This is a genomic window from Sphingobacterium multivorum (assembly GCF_900457465.1).
Classification (GTDB): domain Bacteria; phylum Bacteroidota; class Bacteroidia; order Sphingobacteriales; family Sphingobacteriaceae; genus Sphingobacterium; species Sphingobacterium multivorum.
Map to the genome: position 1 here is coordinate 543252 of NZ_UAUU01000011.1, position 20350 is coordinate 563601.

The window sequence follows — 20350 nt, forward strand, 5'->3', positions numbered from 1 at the left end:
TGAATAAGAAAAGCCGTATGAAGTGAGAGCTTCACGTACGGTTTTGTGAGAGATTTGGGGTGAAATTCCCCTTATCTACTCGACTTCCGCTATACCGACAGAAGCAGATCTTCGCAAGGGAAAATATACAGATCCCATCATCAACTATTGAAGGATGGACCAGGCAGGCACTGGAAAAACTCGAACCATTGTATGAACAGCTCCTCTTCGATACTAAATCACAGGGATATCTACAAGTAGACGAAACAGTAATAAAAGTATTGGACAGCGATAAAAAAGGGGCTGCCCATCAGGGGTACTTTTGGGTCTACCACTCGCCTTTGGATAAGACGGTGCTGTTCGATTATAACCCTTCCCGTGGTGGCCATGTACCTAAATCCATACTGGATAACTTTAAAGGATATCTACAGACGGATGGATATGCCGCCTACGAAAAGTTTGGTAAAAAGAAAGATATCACCCATCTGGCCTGCTGGGCACACGCACGCCGAGAGTTTGAGAAAGCGCTGGATAACGATAAAGCAAGAGCCGAAAAGGCCCTACTATTGATACAGGATCTTTACAAAGTTGAGCGAAAAGCCAAAGAAGAAAAGTTATCACCTGATCAGGTCAAGGAGCTGCGGCTAAAAGAGTCGCTGCCGGTTATCAACGAACTGGGGAAATGGATATTCCAGGAGATAAAAAACGTATTGCCCAAAAGCCAGATAGGAAAGGCTATGGCCTATGCATACGCCCGTTGGGACATGCTGTCGGAATATTTGCGTGATGGAAATCTGCAGATTGACAATAACCTTATCGAGAATGCCATTCGTCCGGTTGCCCTGGGACGTAAAAACTGGCTGTTCGCAGGAAGTCATGAGGCAGCACAGCGATCGGCAATGATCTACTCTTTCTTCGCTATATGCAAAAAGCATGAGGTAAACCCTTTTCAATGGTTAAAATACGTATTGCTGAATATAGCAACCATAAATCATAAAAATATAAAGGATCTGTATCCGCAGAACTATAAAAATATTATTCAGTAATCAAATACGTACTTCGTAGGGCGGATACTCAAAGACCAGTAGTTTTTCATATCCCATTTCTTCGTTTACAGCTTTATAAATGGGCTTTAAATCTTCAATAACAGCCTTTTTGTCCTTTTCTGTAACGTAGCGCATGCTTGATCTAATCTGATGGACAATGCATAACTGAACTTTTGTTTTTGGAAAAATAGCTTCTATAGCTTCAGGAAAGACCTTCAGTCCATCAATACAGGCTATCAGGATGTCCTCTACACCGCGTTGCTTTAGATCGGTGAGTACGGATAACCAGAATTTAGCTCCTTCGTTTTCCGAACTATAAACCCTATCAGGTCTTTGCGACCATCCATTCCTATGCCCAAGATATTATAAATGGCCCGGGACTCGACCGTACCGTTCTGACGGACTTTATAATGCATGCAGTCTAGGAAAACAAAGGGATAGACGGCTTCTAGCGGACGACTTCGCCACTCGTTAACAGCAGGCATGACGCTTTCTGTAATACGGGATATTTCAGTTGCAGAAATCTCCATAGCATACATCTCGCGGATAAAATCACTTATTGCACGTGTGCTCATACCTTTGGCATACATGCTCAGCACATGACCTTCCAGCTGTTCTGTTATAATAAGCTGACGTTTGGGAACTACCTTGGGCTCAAATGTACCAGATCTATCCCGTCCAGATTCAAGTTCAAATGTACCGGTATTAAGGCCTCGAACAGTTTTTTTGGTCTTGCCATTCCGACGATTGGAGTTCCCGGAAGCTTTATCTTCCTGAAGGTGACTTTCCAGCTCGCTATCCATCATCGACTCCAGTAAGTGCTTCATTAAGGGCGATAGAAACGCCATCATTGGGAGATAAACTCTTTCCGTTATAAAGACCTTGCATAGCTTCCTCTTTGAAGCGTTCAAGTCAAATGGGGTCTTTTCTTTCATGACCATGTCGTTTGAATAATTAAATATAAAAAAACCTTATTGAATTATTCCGTTGACACAGTTCACGTTACAGTCTCACATTTTTTTATTTATGTATTTGTTACGGTTCTCTAGTATTATTTGTTAATAGTATTTACGTATTTAAGATTATTCGATGGTTCACATATGGCATTGGCCATTCATCTCTATAAGAATCAGCTTTATAATAGAATTCTTCCCTTACAATATACGCGAATTGCATATTATTTTTCTGCAATATATTTTTAAAAAAAGCTGTATCGATGACCAAATAGTTTGAATGAGGGATCAAATGTAAGTGATGGTTAAATGTTTCTCGCAATCCTGACATAAAATCTGCAGCTTTGGCAATGAGCTGTTCCTTAGAAAAATAGGATATACCATCAGTTTTAGGTTCTAATCTTAATCCTGAACCCAATAGAGGATGTAGTAACACAAAAGGGTTGAAGATGCGATAATATTCCCATATATGATGAGTCGGAATATTAAGTTGAGCCGTTAGAGGTTGTAAACCTGAGATTACAGGTTTTCGATTCCTTGCAGAATATCCTAAATCATTATCCAAAGAACCAAATTCGTTGAGGTTACGAATTTTTGGATACAAAAATCCATTGGCATGAATTTGATCATAGATTTGGTCTGCATTTCCAATTAATGTCTGATTTAATGGGTACGCAAAGGCAATTGTTTTTTGTACGTAATAGGTCTCAGCCGAATAAAAGTCTTCACCATGATGAAATACAGCGTTCATCGATAAAATAGTGTTATCTCCCGACGCAATAAATGCTTGGTTTAATTCTTCAGACAAATCCGGATGCGCATTTCCTGATTTTATTAAAGACACATGATACTCTGGCCACCATTCCGGTTTACGTTGCGGGGAGACCTCCCATATAGAATAGTCTATCGGCAAAACTTTTAATGTCAGACGGAAAAACGTCCCTATGTCAAGTAGCCCCATATCATAAAGGCTATCGATAATTTTAAAGAATGTCGATTTTAAGATTTCAGCAAAAATAGTATTCCTACCAATCATTACTGTAGTTCCCCTATTTTCATATTCTTCATCCTCAGACTGGTACACCAATCCCATTTCCTCACAACGCTCTTTATACATACACAGCCACGCTCTCCAGACTGAAAATGGACTACGGTCTTCAATATCATCCAAAAAATCGAGATAAGAAAGTGTCAGGTTTCTACCAATCAATTTTTTGAAATGATCGAGATCAATTTTGGGAGGTGCGGAATTAATGGCGACAATAAGCGGCCTATCGATATATAATGGAACTTTCAATATCTCAGCAATACGCTCAAGTAATAAATCTGTCGCCATACATCGAATTTTCAGTAATGTCCCCAATCGTAATTGCCCTAGATGTTTAAACGTTAATGAATTCGGATTCTGTATTGAGCGTATAATTACAAACAGTCCATAACATGCAATAGATTCAAGCTTACAGGATTCTAGCCAAGTATAGAACATCGAATGAATCTCTCCAGCTTTATCATTACGCAGAAGTTCTGATATTTTTTCTGCTGCAGTAGATTTTACTAATGGGCTCATCCATTCCAAACGACGTAAGAGTATATCAAAAGGTTTAATTTCTTTTGGTTTAGTCCAAAATTCAGGAACTGGTAGAGTCACATTAGGAAAAATGCTCGTAAGGGTATCTAAATAGAATTTTACACACTCTTCAGCACGCTCTATCTGCCCTGTATCAACAAAGAACTGTATACTTTTTGGAATTGGTATTGAATAATTCTTTTCGTCAGCATATTGTAATCCTGAGTGAGTCACAGTCCATTGATAAAACTCTTCTCTTCTGTGTGGAAAACTTTGGTTAACCTCGCGCCAAACAGTGCGAGCGTTTTCCATACGAACCATATAATTAGTATTCCATCCCCCAATATCGATCATTTGCCAGCACAAACACTCAAATGCCAGCGGCTTGTCAACTTTCAATGCGTAGGGATATAATACGTTTAACGTTTCTTTTCCGATATTCCAAGGTTTTTCACCCAACACACTTTTAATTTCTTTTAAAAGTTCTAAAGTTGAATTCGGCAATTTTCGTAACCAGAATTTTGCCCAAAGATTAATAAAATGTCTTTCGTCAAATCTTGTAAAGTCTTCGTCTTTCTTTCTGTTTGACAGGGTCTTAGCTAAACTACCTGGTGCTACGGACGCATAGGATTTGTCATTTGAATTCCCTTGTTTGTATGACGGGGAATGACTTTCTTTCTTCGAATAATTGAGCTTTCCGAATTTTGAGTGAATGTCTGCTATCACTTCGGTCGTTTTGGGGTTAACGTTTTCACTTGAAAGAGTAGAGAACCCAGAGTGGTCTATTGCGGTACATGATAATGCAAATGAGACAGGATCATTTAAGTCCAGCGTTTTAAGCACACTAGTCCAGAGAATGTCACTGTCAAGGTACTCTCTGGTATCTAATCGATGAAAATAAAAATTATACAACAACTGAATATCATAACGAGCCACTAGTAAGTAAAAAGCGGAGATAAAATGCCTTGTTTCATCGCCATCTGTGAGTTCTTCTATATAATAAACATATGGCATTAATCTATTTAAAAATTCACCTGCTTCAGATGACCCTGAATCAATAAGAACCTCTATGCTCTCTATGATATCATGCATGAACATATCTTTATGGTAGCCATAGGCCAAAATATTTTCCGCAGCCAGATAGAGAAGTTTGGGCAAGTGCAAGCCATTCTGGAAGTCTTTATATAGCAAAGTTAGGCCTACTAGGTTTTCCGCTTTGTCTTTGAATGGTATCAGCTCTTGTTGAATCCTGTCTAGTTGTTGTTCCAGGAAAAAATCCAAAGCTTCGTCGGAAATTGATACCCGCTTGCATTGTACCAGGTCAATTAACTTATTTTGGTAATACCATTTATGGTGAAATAAGAGGTCGAGCTCTGCTTTGGTCAATTCAGGCTGATTTCCGTTTCGGATGTTCGTAATCTGTGTTAACCATACTGTTTCTTCTATAATATAGGGAACAACTACTCTTCTAAGTTCATAGATTTTAAAATCATATGAGAAGTCTAATTCTGGAAGCTCTTCAAGATGCTGGAGTACATCATGAAGTTTTATTCTTTTTTTCTCTGAAAAAGAACTCCCCAAAGTTGAAGCGATTCTAACCACAATTTTAGCCAGTTTTACGGGCCAACGTTCCGAAGCGTTTTTTAAAAATTTATTGATTGTTGTTTTGTTATCAGCTAGAGAGTTAAAAAAGCCAGCGTCGAAAGTGCGTTCAAACAATTTTATTATTTCTATACTTTCTGAGGAACTATAGTATTCATATTCGTCAGGGAATTCCTCTTGACTAGGAAAATCATATAATTTCGCTGATCGAAGTCCTGAATAAACAGAATAAAAATTCATCATTCGATGAGCTTTTGGATTTGTTCTGCTTATGATTTCTATCCATTGATAAGAGCCACTCAACATATCCCGCTGCATGAAAACCTCCAAAAGTGCTACACGCTCTGATGGTTTTAGTCTCAGTCTTAGAAATGCATCTATACGTTCTCTATTATTAGCTTCGTCTGCCAGCAGGCAATTTAAGTAAGCTGAAAAGTATGTGGAGGCTTCGCTTGATTTACGGAATTGTTTGAGAAAACTGAAGACCTTCTTTGTCGGAATATCCGGAAAAGCGACCAATACTTCTATCCAGTTTAGAGTCAGTTCTCTTTGATCAGAATTGCGGTCTTTGTAAAGTTCGTTCATCCGTTCCATTGCCTCCAAAGGAATATCGTTTACAATCCCCCTATTTTTAAGACTTATCAATATCTCTTTAACTTGGTAATGGGTCAACTTTGAGAAGTCTGGATATGGTATTGCAAGATTGGGCTTAGACCGAAAAGATGTAATCCAAAGCGTATTAAGGCACTCAGCCATGTTAAATGTACGATTTGAAAAGTAACTGGAGACAACAGAAAAGTAAATTATCTTGTCAGCAAGTTTATTTTCGAAAGCTGCTTTAGTCGCAAGGTCCAATAGCTTTTGAATCTGAAACTCATCCCGACAATCAAGATAACTGTTTATGATCCAATCGTGGCTTAAGGATAAAAGAGGGGCAGGATTATTCAAATAATATTCAATTTTTACTGATTCTGCCCATCTCAAAGATTCTTGCGCCGGATTTTGTAACCATTCCCTTATGACCCTGTAAAGTGCTGTCTGCTGTTCTTTTAATTCTGGCTGACCATTCATAAAGACCTGAAAACTGTTGTGATAAACTGAGATTCCAGACAACTCTATACGTATCAAATGAGATACATCCTTAAATGCTAAACTTACATCGGCTGGATATTTGGTCAAGTGAGCAGCAAGGGAAAAAAGTTGTTCCTTGTGCAACTTAAAATCTAATGCAGTTATTGCATAGCAAAGACTCTGTGCAAGCTCCGAAAGAGAATTCCACAGAGCAGCATAATAGTTTGAAATATCATTACCATATGCCTTTATTCCCCTAAGATCATAACTTGAGAGATTTCTGCCATTATTGCTAATCTCCGTAATTACGTATCTTAGGTGCAAAGGGTTTCCAGCCGTTAATTCATAAAGTGCGTCCGTACTCTCTCGAAAATACTCCTTATGTTGTCTCGCAACGTCAGGAAATGCCTTTCTTGCAATCTTTGCAACCTGTATCCTGTTGAGACCTTTAATTTCGGTCCAATCAGACTTGGGAGCATATTGTTCAACAATTCTCGGAAAACAAGGAGTTGCCATCTCCTGTGTTCCGAATATTACCCAAAAGCCTTCCTGCGGAAATATAATATCATTTAAGAATGTTACTAAAGCTTCTCGGTTTTTACCTTCTCTAATAACATGATCAAGTCCATCTATGATAAGGACAAATGCGGTTCCTTGATTACGGTGATATTCCGCAATTCGATCTATAAATTCCTTAATAGCGGTATATTCTGTATTTATTTCACCGAGTTCCCTAATCACTGAGTTCTTTTGCTTTTTAAACTCAGCTTTAAGTGCTTCCTTGACCCGATCCGAGTTAAGTCGTTCTGCAAAGGAGGAGTCCTTAGGGTTTAGGTGGTAATGGTGCCTAAAGACCATGATTCCGTTTTTCTTCAGCGTAGAAAATAACTTTGACAAATAAGTACTCTTACCGCAACCCGGTTTACCAGTAACGACCTTTATACCTCCTTTGACATCTTTGAGCTCGAACAGTAATTTCTCATGAAATCCTCTGTCAAAGAATTCAAAATCGTCAGGTATTTCAAAATTTTGATTCAACGGCCTTGGGTTGTCCCATGAAAGACAGCCGCGTATTTCTTCAAGCGTGAAGGTTTTAGGAAACATAGAGCGTCCCTGGGAGGCAATATAAAGTAACAGGCTGTCGACACCCGCTTTGGTCACTTTCAGCTCTTTATACAAAACTTCTCTTAGCGTTGATTCAAGTTCTTGGATGCCTGGCTGATTGAACTTAAAGTGAAAGTTCATGAAGAAACTTTCCAAATCTTCTTCAGAAAACTTATCTGTCAGCTCTTTATAAAAATCCGGATCGATGTTTGACACCTTTCTTTTGTCCAGTTTAAAGTCAGATAGGCATTGAGCCACATCTACTGCGATATTTCCATTGCTTTCTAGAGTGGATTTTGTTGGTTCTAGGTGGATAAGTGCTAAATATGAGCTAATCCACTTGAATAGTCCCTTTGCTTTAAGTTCTCGAAAATCCCATAAATCCCTATCCGGATGTTGGCGATGCTTGAGCTGAAAATATTCGGTCGTACCTTCAGTTCTAGTAACCATGACGTCATCGATTGCGAAATATTTTTCCTTTACCAGATCCGGCGTAAATTGGATTCGTATCTGAGTGTATGCTCTAGGATTTAGAAGCCATTCCACACAATGCTTTAGCACGTGCAGGTCCTCATAGGTATAGCCGGATCTAATGGAACTGTTAGGATTAATTTTGCTCATATCTATTGACTAAAATAGTGAAATTCTGTGACTCATTTTGAAGAATAAGTTTAGAAAATTGATGAAATAGGAGATTTTGATACAATGGATTATTCAGATTCGAAAGTGAATGACCTGGCAATACGGACAATTTTGACCACTCAAATATTCAGCTGGGTAGCCTGAAATTTATTTTTTATTGCTATGTCCAAGGTGGTCAATCCGCCTCGGAATTGCCTGGTCTCAATATCCGAATTTTCTATCGCACAAGCATACTGTAACCTAGCATAAGGACCAGTCGGAGTCCAATCATAAGCAAAGTAGTGAGAATGTTGAAAAGCAAGTTGCCGTAAGCTAGGAACATAAACAAAAGGAAACTGCAAGTAAGGAGGAAGTCATTAAGGATCGATTTAAATTTGGCTGTCTTAGAAAAGATTGCTTTTTGTTACTGGTTTAATTTGGTTTTTTAATTAACTAAAAATAGATAAACAGTTTTTGCTATTGATCATTGAGAATCCATAATTCGATTAATTCCCCCATACTTTTATTTTTAGTTTTAGATTTAAATTCTTGGTAATAATCATCGTCTAATTGAAAGTATACAAAATTACCTACTGATGTCCTTTCCTGTATGATATGCAATTCGCTTCTGACTTTACAGTCATCATCTCCACATCTTACAGATTTTAAACGATCAATTTCATTTAGTAAACTTGTATATTGACATGGCACTGAGAAAGTTTTATCAACTCTGAATCCATATTTTCCACCAGCAGGTTGAATATTGTGTTTAGGATCTAACAATACTATATAAAATACATCCTGATTTAGTCCCCAGAATCCTACAACTCTTCCATTTCCTTTACTTATGTGAAATTGATAAAATGGGAAATCAACCTCATTTGAAATTATATCTTTATTAACCCATGTTAAATCACTTCTTTTTATTGGTATATTTTTAGACTTCCAATTTATTTCGTGATATCTATAAGCTTCTTTGAGAGAATTATTAGAGGAGAATTCTTCAGGGCTGTGCTTACAAATATCTTGAAGTCGCTCAAATAAAGAAATAAACCAATTATTTTTTTCGCCGCCTAATCCGAAAAATTCATGTTGCTGGAAATACATAAAAGAAAAAAACCATTCTTTAGGTTTATGTCGATTATGAATATTTACCGGAATTTGATGAGACGGTGTATTATTACCTAATACAGGTCTGACAGAAAAGTTATCAATAGGCATTTTGAAATACTACTTAAAAGATTAATTAAGTCTTTTTTTGTAATATTCTCTCATAGACTGCTTGGGAATAACTTTTTCGCATATTTGGTAGGGATTAAAACCAATTCGAGCATTTATCCATGGATCCTCATTATGAGTCATTTCCTCTAGTTCTGATCCTGAAAATTTAGCATAAACATCTAAAATAGAATTTATATGATTATTTATAGGGGGATCCAATTGAGTGTAAAAATTGGTATCCTTCACATCATAGATTTCTAATTCGCTATAAATGGAGTGGGTATCTTTATATGAATTATAGATCGACCTATTTACTGGCCCATGTACCCACGCTTCAAATTCTTCATTAAAAGCAGGTCTATCATAAAAAGCCAAATGCCATGCTTGAACGTAGTATAATAACTTTTGATGCTTCAATATATTTAATGCAGTATTTCCCTGCAGCTTGCAAGCATTTATAATATAATCTGAAATAGCATTAACTGAATACATAATTAACTTTTTGCTTTGTGTGTTACTTCTCTTTAATTGACACGATTGACTACAATATGGTTTAATAATAGTGCCAAATAATAAATATGTTAGAGAACTTGGTGTTATTGAAGGTGCTCTAAAGCTTACTCACGAAACAAGTTTAATGTATAATTTTGAAATAAGCAAGTTTAATGCTGTTGCACTTGTTAGAGACAATGCTATTGTAAATATAGTTCTTGTAGTTACATATAGATACAAAACGATACACGTTTTAAGCCCTTAGGGAAGTTTTTATAAAATTGGCGATTGCAAAACATGTCCAAATAAAATGAATAATCTGACAGCGTTAAATGAAGTGAAGTAAATACTTCCGAATGAAAAAAAAATTGTCACTTTTTTGTGATATTGTATATATGTAACATTAATTCACTGTTTATTTCTTCTCCTCGAAAACAACTTCCGTTAAAAATGTCTAATGAATAATACTAGCTAATCTAAGGTAAGCTAGCTTTTTTTATTAGAACCCCATTCCCTTCGACTATTTTCAATTGAGGTAATGAAAAATTTATGCATCATAACAAGAAACGATTTGCTCCCGAATAATTGTGAATATTCAAATACTGAATGGAGATTTTGATACCTTTAACATTTAGATTCGAAGACCGATGATCATTCGATTCGTATGATTTTGACCATTTGAATATTACAATTAAAAGTCTCGGATCCATTTTTTTTAGTTTTATGGATTTATTCAAAGGGGGCAAGTCGCCTCGGAATCACATGGTCTCACTAGCCGTAATCTCAAATTACAGGAAGTAATATAGGCCATTGTGTTCATATGCAATCCTTTCATGGGATTCTACCTGCCGTACAAATTTTTCTTTGCAGTGCTTGCAGGTATGTTTCTTCCGGTTGAGTACAGCAATTTGCCTATGGCCACAGTTGGTACACTGAATATATCCCCAACGGTACCCCGTAAGAAGCGACCTTACTTCAGGCCTAGCATAATTGTTTCCTGTGACTAGGTCGAGTTTTTGCCGGATAACGTTCTCAATACTGATCAAGAAGTCAGATACATGGTTATCATGTTCAGAAAATTTGATAATTTCTTCGTGGACTTCCTTGGACGTAAACCGCATTACTAGCCAGCCGGCAGCCTGAAGATTGACATCTTTTCTCCTATCCTTACGCACATGCTTTTGTCCATGTGACCGCTGTCCATCTATTTCCACTGCTACCTTGACTGGATCTTTTACCGAACCTCCATAAATTGCAAAATCGATCTCATATTCAATTCCTGGAGTACCCATATCGTAAACATCTTCTAGTAGAATCATTTCATTTGGAATAATTATATAATCGCTATTATCCTCGGGAAATTGGTTCAACACTAGAAAAAATGCCTTTTCAAGATCGCTTGTCACTTCACTACTCAAATAGTCATCAATATTTTTAATCATAATGTCTTTCAAGCCGAATTCGTCACTTCTTAGGCTGTATTCGATTTGATTCCTAAGCTTATGTATGTAGGGTTTTAAATCCATATCTTGGTTTCAATATATTGCTTTTGTGTTATATTTTCTATATAATAAAGGACTAAGGTTGCTTACATCGTTGATATTAAATATGGCCTTTTATATCATCGGAGAATATTGTAAAATCTATGATTCTAGTGAAATATTAATCTAAACCTATTATTCCTGTATTATGTAATTTGATATTATCAGTAAGAAATAGGTTAATATCTGAAAACTGAGTTTTTTTTGATTTTATAGACCTCCTGATTATATGATTAATTGAATTGGCGATGGCAAAATTAGACCATTTTCAATAAAAACTCGAAGATTATCCATACGCTCGAACCTATAATCTTCAGTACCTGCACCAAAAACTCTAAATAATATGTAATTCGATCCTTGATCAAACAATGTCTTCCATTCATTAGGTGACATGTAAATAATCTCTTTCGTGAAAGAGGATGTTCCTTTTACTTCAACGAGCCGTTTAACCCCATTTTCTGTAACTTCAAAATCGTATGGCAAATAGCTTTCTACATCCTTATTAAGCCAGTTAATCTCGGTAAACGTGCCTGTGTTCTCTTTAAAATATTCATAAATAAAGTTCTCAGACCATTGTGTGCCACGAAAGTGTGCTTAATTATATAAAAACAGCAACTATGCTGTACCCAAGATGAGGGATGGCCCCTCGGTATCGGTTTGCAGGAGCTGGTACCAAACTACCTTATGCTGCAATTGTCAAAAGCCTTTGTAGTGAGCGATAAGGAAAAGGCTCTATTAAAAGAGTCATGTGTCACTGTTGGAGACGACCTTAAGGAACCGTTGAAGAAATGTCGCAATTTTAAAGATGATGTCAAAACCGGGGGGAGATGGTTACTCCGGGATAAGTCAGGGGTGCACCTGTTTACTGCCCTGACGGCATCCGGCACAAAGACGGCGTGAACTACAGTGAGGCTTTGGTACGGAACGTGGGAACCTATGTGCGCAGTGCTAAGGGAAAGGCACAAGCAGAGATCCTGTAAGGCTGAGAGTACCGATACGCCACATAGGGGCGGATTGACTGGTAGTAGTGATGAAGCATCTGTAATCGATGTGAAGCGAAGCGGTCAACTTATTCAGCTAATTGAATTAATCAACCAGAACACTGGGAGGAATTTATGCAAGAAGCAAAGTCATTTATTATTTCAAAACATCTGGTGATGGAAGCGTGGAAACGAATCCACACCAACGGTGGCAGTGCAGGTGTCGACAAACAGTCGTTAATGGATTTTGAGAAGGATCTGAAAGGTAACCTATATCGGATTTGGAACCGTATGTCCTCGGGGAGCTATTTTCCTTCACCCGTGAAACTTGTGGAAATACCCAAGAACGGAGGAGGGTCAAGACCTTTAGGCATACCTACGATATCCGATCGTGTGGCCCAGATGGTAGTGGTTCTACTTATAGAACCGAATCTTGAGCCAATCTTCCATCGGGATTCTTACGGTTATCGACCAAAGCGTTCGGCACATGATGCCTTGGCTGTAGCACGAAAGCGATGCTGGCAATATGATTGGGTCATTGATATGGACATTAAAGGTTTCTTTGATAATATCAACCACGATCTATTGCAAAAAGCATTGGTTCGGCATACGTCTGAAAAATGGATACTGCTTTACATCGACAGATGGTTAAAGGTTCCGTATGAATGTGCAAAGGGAGAACGGATTGAACGAACCAAGGGAGTTCCACAAGGATCTGTTATTGGTCCTGTACTTGCGAATCTTTTTCTACATTATGCTTTTGATGAATGGATCACACGGCAATATCCTGAAATTCCTTTTGAACGCTATGCAGATGATACAATCTGCCATTGCAGGACAAAGGAGCAAGCAGTTTCCATAAAGGTTGCTATCCAGAATAGACTAATGTCTTGTGGGCTTGAACTGAACGAATCCAAGACTAAAATTGTCTACTGTAAGGATTCGAATAGGAAAGGAAGTCATGAAGATATTAAGTTTGATTTTCTAGGGTACACCTTTCAGCCGCGTAAAGCAGTAAACGCTAAGAAGCAATATTTTCTTAGCTTTCTACCTGCGATAAGCAATAAGGCCAAGAAAAAGATCGGAGAGGTTATGCGGTCATGGTGGAAAACAAGCCGTACAGATAAAAGTATTATAGAGCTTTCGGAATGGTATAATCCGATCATCCAAGGTTGGATCAATTATTACGGGAAGTTTTACAAGACTGGTATTTATGGTTTGCTTGAACGCCTTAATATGCGACTTGTCATTTGGGTAACAAAGAAATACAAAGGTTTTCGTGGTCGAAGAACCAGGGCAAGACAATGGTTGGGCAGGTTTGCAAAAGCCAACGCCAATCTGTTTGCCCACTGGCGATTTGGTATAATGCCACTAAAGACACTTTGAGTTGACTGAATAAGAAAAGCCGTATGAAGTGAGAGCTTCACGTACGGTTTTGTGAGAGATTTGGGGTGAAATTCCCCTTATCTACTCGACTTCCAACGTCAATCATGACTTTTTTAGAGGTCAGCTGTGTATATTCTTTTGTTGAAGCTGCCACAGGATTCGGATATACCTTTATTTCAGGCTCAATGTTGCTAAAATCAATATCGGAAACTTTGACCTTTTCCTCGAAAGATTCTTCAAACTCAATGGTAATATCTTTAGATGGGTCAATGTCTTGTATATCAATTGGCTCCTCAATATATTCATCAAAGATTTCTTGCTGCGACTCTATTTCTGTGAACTCGCTTCCTATATATCCCTTTTGCTCGAGCCATTCAAATATATCATGCTCGGTGCTTTGCATTATTACATGAAACTCACGTTCCATGTCCTTAAAATTAAGCAAGGCACATATAGTGCTGCTCAGTGTATAGAGCGTTATTGCGGAATTCCACCTTCCCCTAAAATAAAGTTTTGACATCTCAAACCATGAATCAATTGGAGAATTGAAAATGACTTCGCCAGCTATTGTCTCATAAACCAGGCTTAGCCCTGCCGCAGAATAGAACTGTGTGACGCTGATCGTATAGCGAAGCCGGGAAAGCACATCGGGAAAAGATTCACTAGAGTTATGTGAATAAATAAGGGCTAAGAATTTCGAACGTTCAAGAATTGCTTTGGGTAGGTCCAGTTCATCCTGAACACCTTCCGATACAAATTTCAATTTTTCAGAGGTTATGATTTCGATCTGTAAAAGATCGCATAAAGCCTCTACTTCATTGAAGGTGATTTTAGCGGGTGTCTTTATGAATCGTTCAGAAGTTGGAGGAACCTCTGCGCCGATAACACTAAAGCTGTAAAGATCGGTAACGTTCTGAAAAGTATTATTTGTCGTCAATAGTAGGGCTGTTTTACGCCATTCGGCGATCGTTGTTTTTAAGCTTGCAGACCTCTCAGCGGATAAACTGATGAGTTGTTCGTAAATGGCAAAGATCTGTTTTCGGCTTTCGACGGATATTGCTTGTCCTGACAAGTAATTTAACAATTCAAGGCATTCGGGGATAGATATGCTTCTTTTAAATCCAAAGAAATCCGCTTGCTCTTTAGTAATTGACGCAGGCAAATCGGCAACCGGGTAGAAGCTGCCAACAATATTTTTTAAAGCGGGAGAAAATATCTCTATTGCCTTATAGCAATGTCCGTCAGTACAGGGAATAGAGTTGAAATTACGGATGTAATACTGCACAAAACTTGGAACCTTCTCGCTTCCACCTTTGTAATAATACAATGTTTTGGAACATTTCTCTAGGAACTCGTCCCAACCAATTAGCATCTTTGACCAGAAGAATTTGGAAAAGTCAGGTAATGCTAGATGCTGTCTGAAATCTATCGCCGTAAAATTTTGCACCGAGTGCTGACCTGAATATTTCCAGGGATGATAGATCTTAGGATAATATAAATTGTGCTCAAGCCATTCAAAATAATCCTTGGATTCAATGTACTGCTTTTCAAATTTGCTTCGCTCAAACTTTTCTTCTTTAATATCTATCGTTATAGATTCCCGAACCCCAATCTTTTTAAAGAATATTTTCCATTCCGAAGCCGCTTGAACGGTTTCGGCATAGTTATCAACTAGGAAGTCAGCATTAGGGATTACAGCAGATAAACTTTTTTCTGGGTTGTAAAAATCGGATAAATACGCCCGTCCTGGAAGCCGAAGGCCGTTAACTGTAAGAACTTTCAATGATTTTAATGCTTCATAGTCGGCCTCGGAAAGCACTTTAGACGTAGATACTCTGAAAACAAACCTGGTAATGCTAATGGCGTTATCATCAATGATTTTATTACCCATTATAAACGGAACAATTGCTTTACGAAAAATTTCAAGGTTCGTGGGTTCTTTCACGCCGAGTTGTTGCAGCCATTTCATGACGTTTGGACTTTTTGAAAAATGATCTAAGACCTTGGGATGAATGAAACTAAGGTTATCAAATTCGGTATCGGTATCTTCCTCCTTCCAAGGAAAGAAAATTTCCTTCGGAGTTTTGATGTTTCCTGAATTATCAAGAATAAATGCTGCATCAGCCAATATTGGTAACCAATTTTGGTTATTCCCGTTTAAGGTTCTGTTGAAAAAAAATACAATTAGATTTATCCCCTGAGAAGAATTGTTGATGATGCCGGTGGTAATGAGTTGCAGTACATTATCGAAAGTGAATTGCCTAGTACCGAGACCCGATGTATTGGCCTGGTCCCTGACAACAATGTCTATCACACCATGATTGTTATCAAGCTTAAAGAAGTTCCTGACAAGCTCGGGATCGAAATATTCAGTAAATCTGGTTTGATCAATTATTCCGTTAGCTATTGAGACGTAAAAATCACTTTTCTGTTTAGGAATAAAGTCAACCGTCCTGGAGGCAATCTCCAAACTTTCATTATAAGCTTTTTGAATATCAGTAAGGTTGTATGCTGGAAACTTGCCTTTTAGCAACGTAAGTACGTCATGGCAGAAGTCAGTTTTCTGGAGTTCCAAAAACCAATCTATTTGTTTTAGAGCGATTTCAGATAGTAAAAATTCGTTCCATGGGTTAGCCATCAAATCCGTGCGCTCAGCATTGGTGAGGAAATCACCATTCATCAGGAAAGGAAAACCTAGATCAGCCTTGGTAGGAAGGTAGGAGTAAAGCACAGCACTTTTTAAAGGCAAAAACTGTCTGTCTTTAACACTTGCCGCAAATGTGATTTTTGTCGAGGTTGCTTCTTTTAGTTTTTTAGGACATTCGGTATCGGATAAAGCATTAAGCTTGATGCTCAGTTCCTCTTGGTGTTATTATAAAGATTGATAACACCGTCTTCTTCCAGACCTTTTGATAACTGTGTAATAATATTCTCGTGATCGTAAAAAGTAATTGTTCCAATACGTCTTAGAAACAGCATGATCTGGCAATCCTTCAATACTTTTTCTATCTCTGTCAGTATTATATCTCTGTTGCTAACTGCAATAATTGTATTAACGCGAATTGGGTCGCAATAAGTTGTTACTTCATCAACTGGATTGTTTGTCCAAATTGGAATTACCTGCCAGGGATACTCCTCATAGTTTTTATAACCTTCGTATCTTTTATCAAAGCGAAACGAGTAATCACCTGATATGATATGTGCATAGTCTGAAGAGCCGAAAACAGATTTGAATCCTATGCCCTTATACCCCGTTTTTTCAACGCTTTTGTCTTTTTCACTTGCCTTATTTCCAATTCCCGAGATGCCTCTTACATCGCTCTCAGTGAAGTGTGCTCCACTATGAGAAAACACAAGGTAGTTTTCTAGCAATCGAAACGATACATCTATTTGCTTGTCACTTCCTGTCGAAGCGTCGTCTGCATTTTGAAGCAATTCAAATACAAACCTATTTATGTGCCCGAAAACGGTTTTGGACAAAGTATTAATCAATCGCGCTAAATCACGCGAATTGCTGTCATTTTTAGCTTTTTCTTCAAATATTTGCTCAACGAGATCTTTTGCATTCATAATGGGGACGGTTTGTGGTTGGACTGGTGTAAATATATTCCAGCTTAGGCGATCAAGATAATAAAAATAGTGATTAATCCGTAATTTGCTCCTTTAACTCAGTGCATTTTGAATCTAGGTAAAATGTTCCCTAGGGAAAAATCACATCCAAAATTAGGGAGATCAGTTCTTAAAATGAACCCTGCTGATTGATTAAGAATCTGTTGCAGCGCTATAACTGATTTATCGCTATTTATTGAGTTTCCGTATACTTTTGGGAAATAATAGAATGCCATGGCTTTTTTTTATTCAACTTAGATACCATAAATATAACAATATCAAGAAATCTAAAATAAAGTTCGAATAACTTCGTATAGATTTCTTAGATACTCTGCTTAATTTGCTTACTTTTTGAAAACCTCTTATTTGTAAGTATTCTATTTGTCAATATTTATCTGGTTTTGTTGTGATCCAAATAAATATAAGCCATGTAAAAAATACCAATGAAAATCCAATCCAAGGATTTTTCATACCGAGAGCAGCAAAAAGCCCAATCGTGGATAGAATACACAAGAATAAAAATAATAATAAGGTCTTCATTATTTAGAAAGGATGAAATTATACTGCAACGATTTTCGTTGCAGTATATCAGATTAAGCTGCTTGTTTGTTTTTATGTTTCTTTTTCTTCGATTTTTTTGAATTATCTTTTTTCGAGTCGATTTTTCTTAGAATTCTCATTACCTTCTTTTGAACATCGTCAACAATCTTCCAGTCTTTCTCAATATAAATATCGGTTACTCTATTTCCCTCATCGACATGATTCAAAGCTAAGGAGACATCATCTTTATTTAGGCGACATCTATTTCTAGCAGTACTCGCAAAAGTATGTCTCGCCCAATATAGGGTGAGATTTTTAATGCCGGTTAGGTTACGAAGGTGAAGCATTCCCTTTGATAATGCGTAATTAAGGTAATTCGGATTTCTATATCGGTTTCGTAGTTTTTCGATATATTTTTCGAGAAGTGGTTTCGCCTCGTCAATTATTCTAATGCTAATAAATGCATTGTCTTTTCTTAAATCTTTTGTCTTTTTCCGATTGTAATCAATTCTACCATTTCGGATATCTGATCTATTTAAGTAATAAAGATCTACAGCATTTATTCCGCATAGATAGAATGATAGCATATACAATTCTTTGGCTAACTCAGCTCGACTGTTAGGTACAGTAGGCCAATCTCTTAATTTTAAAACATCATCTATTTCATTGTTTCTATTTTTTGTTAGAGGAGGAGAACCTACCTTATACTTTGAGAAAGGATAATGTTTAATTCGATAGATCCCTAAATCTTCGTTATTGTATTTTTTCCTTGCCTCATTAAAGAGTGTCCTTAGATCTCGCATGTGATTATGTAGTCCACTGTCTGATAAACCCTTTTCGGTTGTAACGACTGAATTTCCAAATTGATTAATCCTAGTCATGGTTCTATCGGACTTCAGGAATCGTTCATACATAAACAACATGTTTGAATTTATTTCCTTTATGGAGACAGTATGTCTTTTAAAATAATCAACAAGGCTATTGCATATAGCTGTATGGTTTTTGGCTGTTCCGCTTCTTCCATCAGATTTTAATCGTTCGATATGGTCCCTACAAAACGAGATGAATTCAACATCTTCATCCATATCTTTCAGGTAATCTTTTAATGCTTCCGCTGTAAAATATTCGAGCCTTCCATCAAGCTCACTGATCGCTTTACGGTATTCCTTAAGTTGATCATTTAACTTGTCAAGAACAAAGGTGTCTTTGATCTTTTTTTCTTTGGTGAGCTGTTTCTGAACAACGTAGTGATTAGTATCCAAAAACTTTCTTTCTCCCTTGTGATAGACACAGATTTTTACATTGTAGGTGCCATCGGATTTCTTGTGGTGTTCATAAACTTTTGCGCTTACGGTTGCCATAATCTTTTTTCTTTAGCACGTAAAAATTCCCGTTACATATTTGTTACATTTTTACGTGAAGTTCAACAAAAAACTATGCAAAACTGGCCAAATAGGGTAGTTGTCCCATGGCCATTCCATCAATGAAATTTGATGGAAAGAAACGAAAAAAAGCGGCTTTTCTGCATAGAAAAGCCGCTTTTTTGCTTTGTGCTCCCACCTGGGCTCGAACCAGGGACCAAAAGATTATGAGTCTTCTACTCTAACCGACTGAGCTATAGGAGCAGGTCGTTTTGTTTTGTCAATTTAAACAGCTGTTGTGCCGTTTTGACGATGCAATTATCGATATTTGTATCGATATTTCAAAATAATTCAATGGAAAAAATTAAAAATATTGTTCTTGATTATGGGAATGTGATCTTCATGATCGACTTTGTAAAATTGAAAGATGCTTTTACTCAGTTAGGTATAGAAAATGTGGATGCCGTATTTGGACATCATGGTCAAAGTGCACTTTTTGATAATTTTGATAAAGGAAAAATTGATTCTACGCAATTCCGTGAGGGGATAAGAGCATTAACCCAAAATCCAGCCCTGACGGACGAACAGATTGATACGGCCTGGAACAGTTTGCTGCTTGGTGTACCACAAGGTAACCATGAGATTCTAGTTCAGTTGAAAGATCGATACCGAACATTTTTGTTAAGTAACAATAATGCAATTCATTATGCCTATTGTATGAATGATATTCATCAAAAATATGGTGTTGCCGACAATGAAGGTTTTTTTGAAAAGACCTATTATTCCCATTTAGTGGGGATGCGCAAACCAGATGCGGAAATATTTGAATTGGTCATGCAAGAACAACAATTGGATCCGGCGGAGACTTTATTTATTGATGATAGTCCGCAACATCTGGCGACAGCAAAACAATTGGGTTGGCATACAGCATTGTGTACTAGGGAGAAACCCTTAAAAGTTTTGTTGGAAGAATACGGATTGTTATAAAAAAATAATTTTGTTTTCCTTTTTAAAAAGAAATAGCTTACCTTTGTCCCACTTTAAATTTAAAAGCGGCGAAAGGAGGTATATATAACGCATGATTATCGTAAATGTAAAAGAAGGAGAATCTTTAGATAGAGCATTGAAACGTTTCAAAAAGAAATTCGAAAAAACTGGAGTTTTAAGAGAATTACGTTCACGTCAAGCTTACGAAAAGAGATCTGTAACTCGTCGCATTCAAGTGAAAAAAGCGATTTACAAACAATCTTTGAATCAAGATGTAGCTAACTAATTGA

Annotated in this window: 11 protein-coding genes, 1 tRNA gene and 2 pseudogenes; 4 read left to right on the forward strand and 10 right to left on the reverse strand. The window is 37.3% G+C overall.

The genetic code is table 11. The annotated features are described in order from the left end of the window. Window positions 1–83 precede the first annotated feature (83 nt). Window positions 84–1025, forward strand: a pseudogene (tnpC, locus tag DTA23_RS19395) (IS66 family transposase); the annotation flags it as partial. Here tnpC and DTA23_RS19405 read toward each other — a convergent pair. From DTA23_RS19405 to DTA23_RS30525, 6 genes and pseudogenes are all read right to left on the reverse strand, one after another. Continuing rightward, window positions 1026–1966 (reverse strand): annotated as a pseudogene (locus tag DTA23_RS19405) (IS256 family transposase). Window positions 1967–2093: 127 nt separating this feature from the next. Continuing rightward, a complete protein-coding gene (locus tag DTA23_RS19410) occupies window positions 2094–7943 on the reverse strand; it encodes an ATP-binding protein (protein ID WP_112375741.1) in 5850 nt (1949 codons plus the stop codon). A 477-nt stretch (window positions 7944–8420) separates the two neighbouring features. Further along, the gene (locus DTA23_RS19420; protein ID WP_112375743.1) at window positions 8421–9164 is read right to left on the reverse strand and encodes a hypothetical protein; all 744 of its coding nucleotides are present in this window, start codon (window positions 9162–9164) and stop codon (window positions 8421–8423) included. A 21-nt stretch (window positions 9165–9185) separates the two neighbouring features. Continuing rightward, entirely contained in the window at window positions 9186–9656 is a 471-nt protein-coding gene (locus tag DTA23_RS19425; RefSeq protein WP_112375744.1) for a Panacea domain-containing protein, read from the reverse strand. Window positions 9657–10444: 788 nt separating this feature from the next. Continuing rightward, window positions 10445–11098 carry a DUF559 domain-containing protein gene (locus DTA23_RS19435; protein WP_172462465.1) on the reverse strand — a complete coding sequence of 218 codons (654 nt, stop codon included), beginning with the start codon at window positions 11096–11098 and terminating at the stop codon, window positions 10445–10447. 324 nt (window positions 11099–11422) lie between these two features. Then, the gene (locus DTA23_RS30525) at window positions 11423–11755 is read right to left on the reverse strand and encodes a protein NO VEIN domain-containing protein (RefSeq protein ID WP_112375747.1); all 333 of its coding nucleotides are present in this window, start codon (window positions 11753–11755) and stop codon (window positions 11423–11425) included. A 557-nt stretch (window positions 11756–12312) separates the two neighbouring features. Between DTA23_RS30525 and ltrA the strand changes: the two genes are divergently transcribed. Next, window positions 12313–13563 carry a group II intron reverse transcriptase/maturase gene (ltrA, locus tag DTA23_RS19450; protein WP_112375738.1) on the forward strand — a complete coding sequence of 417 codons (1251 nt, stop codon included), beginning with the start codon at window positions 12313–12315 and terminating at the stop codon, window positions 13561–13563. A 37-nt stretch (window positions 13564–13600) separates the two neighbouring features. On the opposite strand, the gene DTA23_RS19455 is transcribed toward ltrA, so the two are convergent. The 4 genes from DTA23_RS19455 to DTA23_RS19470 all read right to left on the reverse strand — a co-directional run bounded on the left by DTA23_RS19455 (window position 13601) and on the right by DTA23_RS19470 (window position 19337). Then, window positions 13601–16312: a hypothetical protein gene (locus tag DTA23_RS19455; protein ID WP_112375748.1), complete on the reverse strand. Its 2712-nt coding sequence runs from the start codon at window positions 16310–16312 to the stop codon at window positions 13601–13603. A 104-nt stretch (window positions 16313–16416) separates the two neighbouring features. Then, window positions 16417–17133: a sacsin N-terminal ATP-binding-like domain-containing protein gene (locus DTA23_RS19460; protein ID WP_112375749.1), complete on the reverse strand. Its 717-nt coding sequence runs from the start codon at window positions 17131–17133 to the stop codon at window positions 16417–16419. A gap of 632 nt (window positions 17134–17765) precedes the next feature. Further along, complete coding sequence (locus tag DTA23_RS19465) at window positions 17766–19073, reverse strand: site-specific integrase (RefSeq protein ID WP_112375750.1); 1308 nt, start codon at window positions 19071–19073, stop codon at window positions 17766–17768. Window positions 19074–19263: 190 nt separating this feature from the next. Then, window positions 19264–19337 (reverse strand) — tRNA-Ile (locus DTA23_RS19470). 90 nt (window positions 19338–19427) lie between these two features. Between DTA23_RS19470 and DTA23_RS19475 the strand changes: the two genes are divergently transcribed. After that, entirely contained in the window at window positions 19428–20060 is a 633-nt protein-coding gene (locus DTA23_RS19475; RefSeq protein ID WP_172462466.1) for an HAD family hydrolase, read from the forward strand. 91 nt (window positions 20061–20151) lie between these two features. Then, window positions 20152–20346 (forward strand): 30S ribosomal protein S21, encoded by a 195-nt coding sequence (gene rpsU, locus DTA23_RS19480; RefSeq protein WP_046672133.1) that lies wholly within the window; start codon window positions 20152–20154, stop codon window positions 20344–20346. The last annotated feature ends 4 nt before the right edge of the window (window positions 20347–20350 follow it).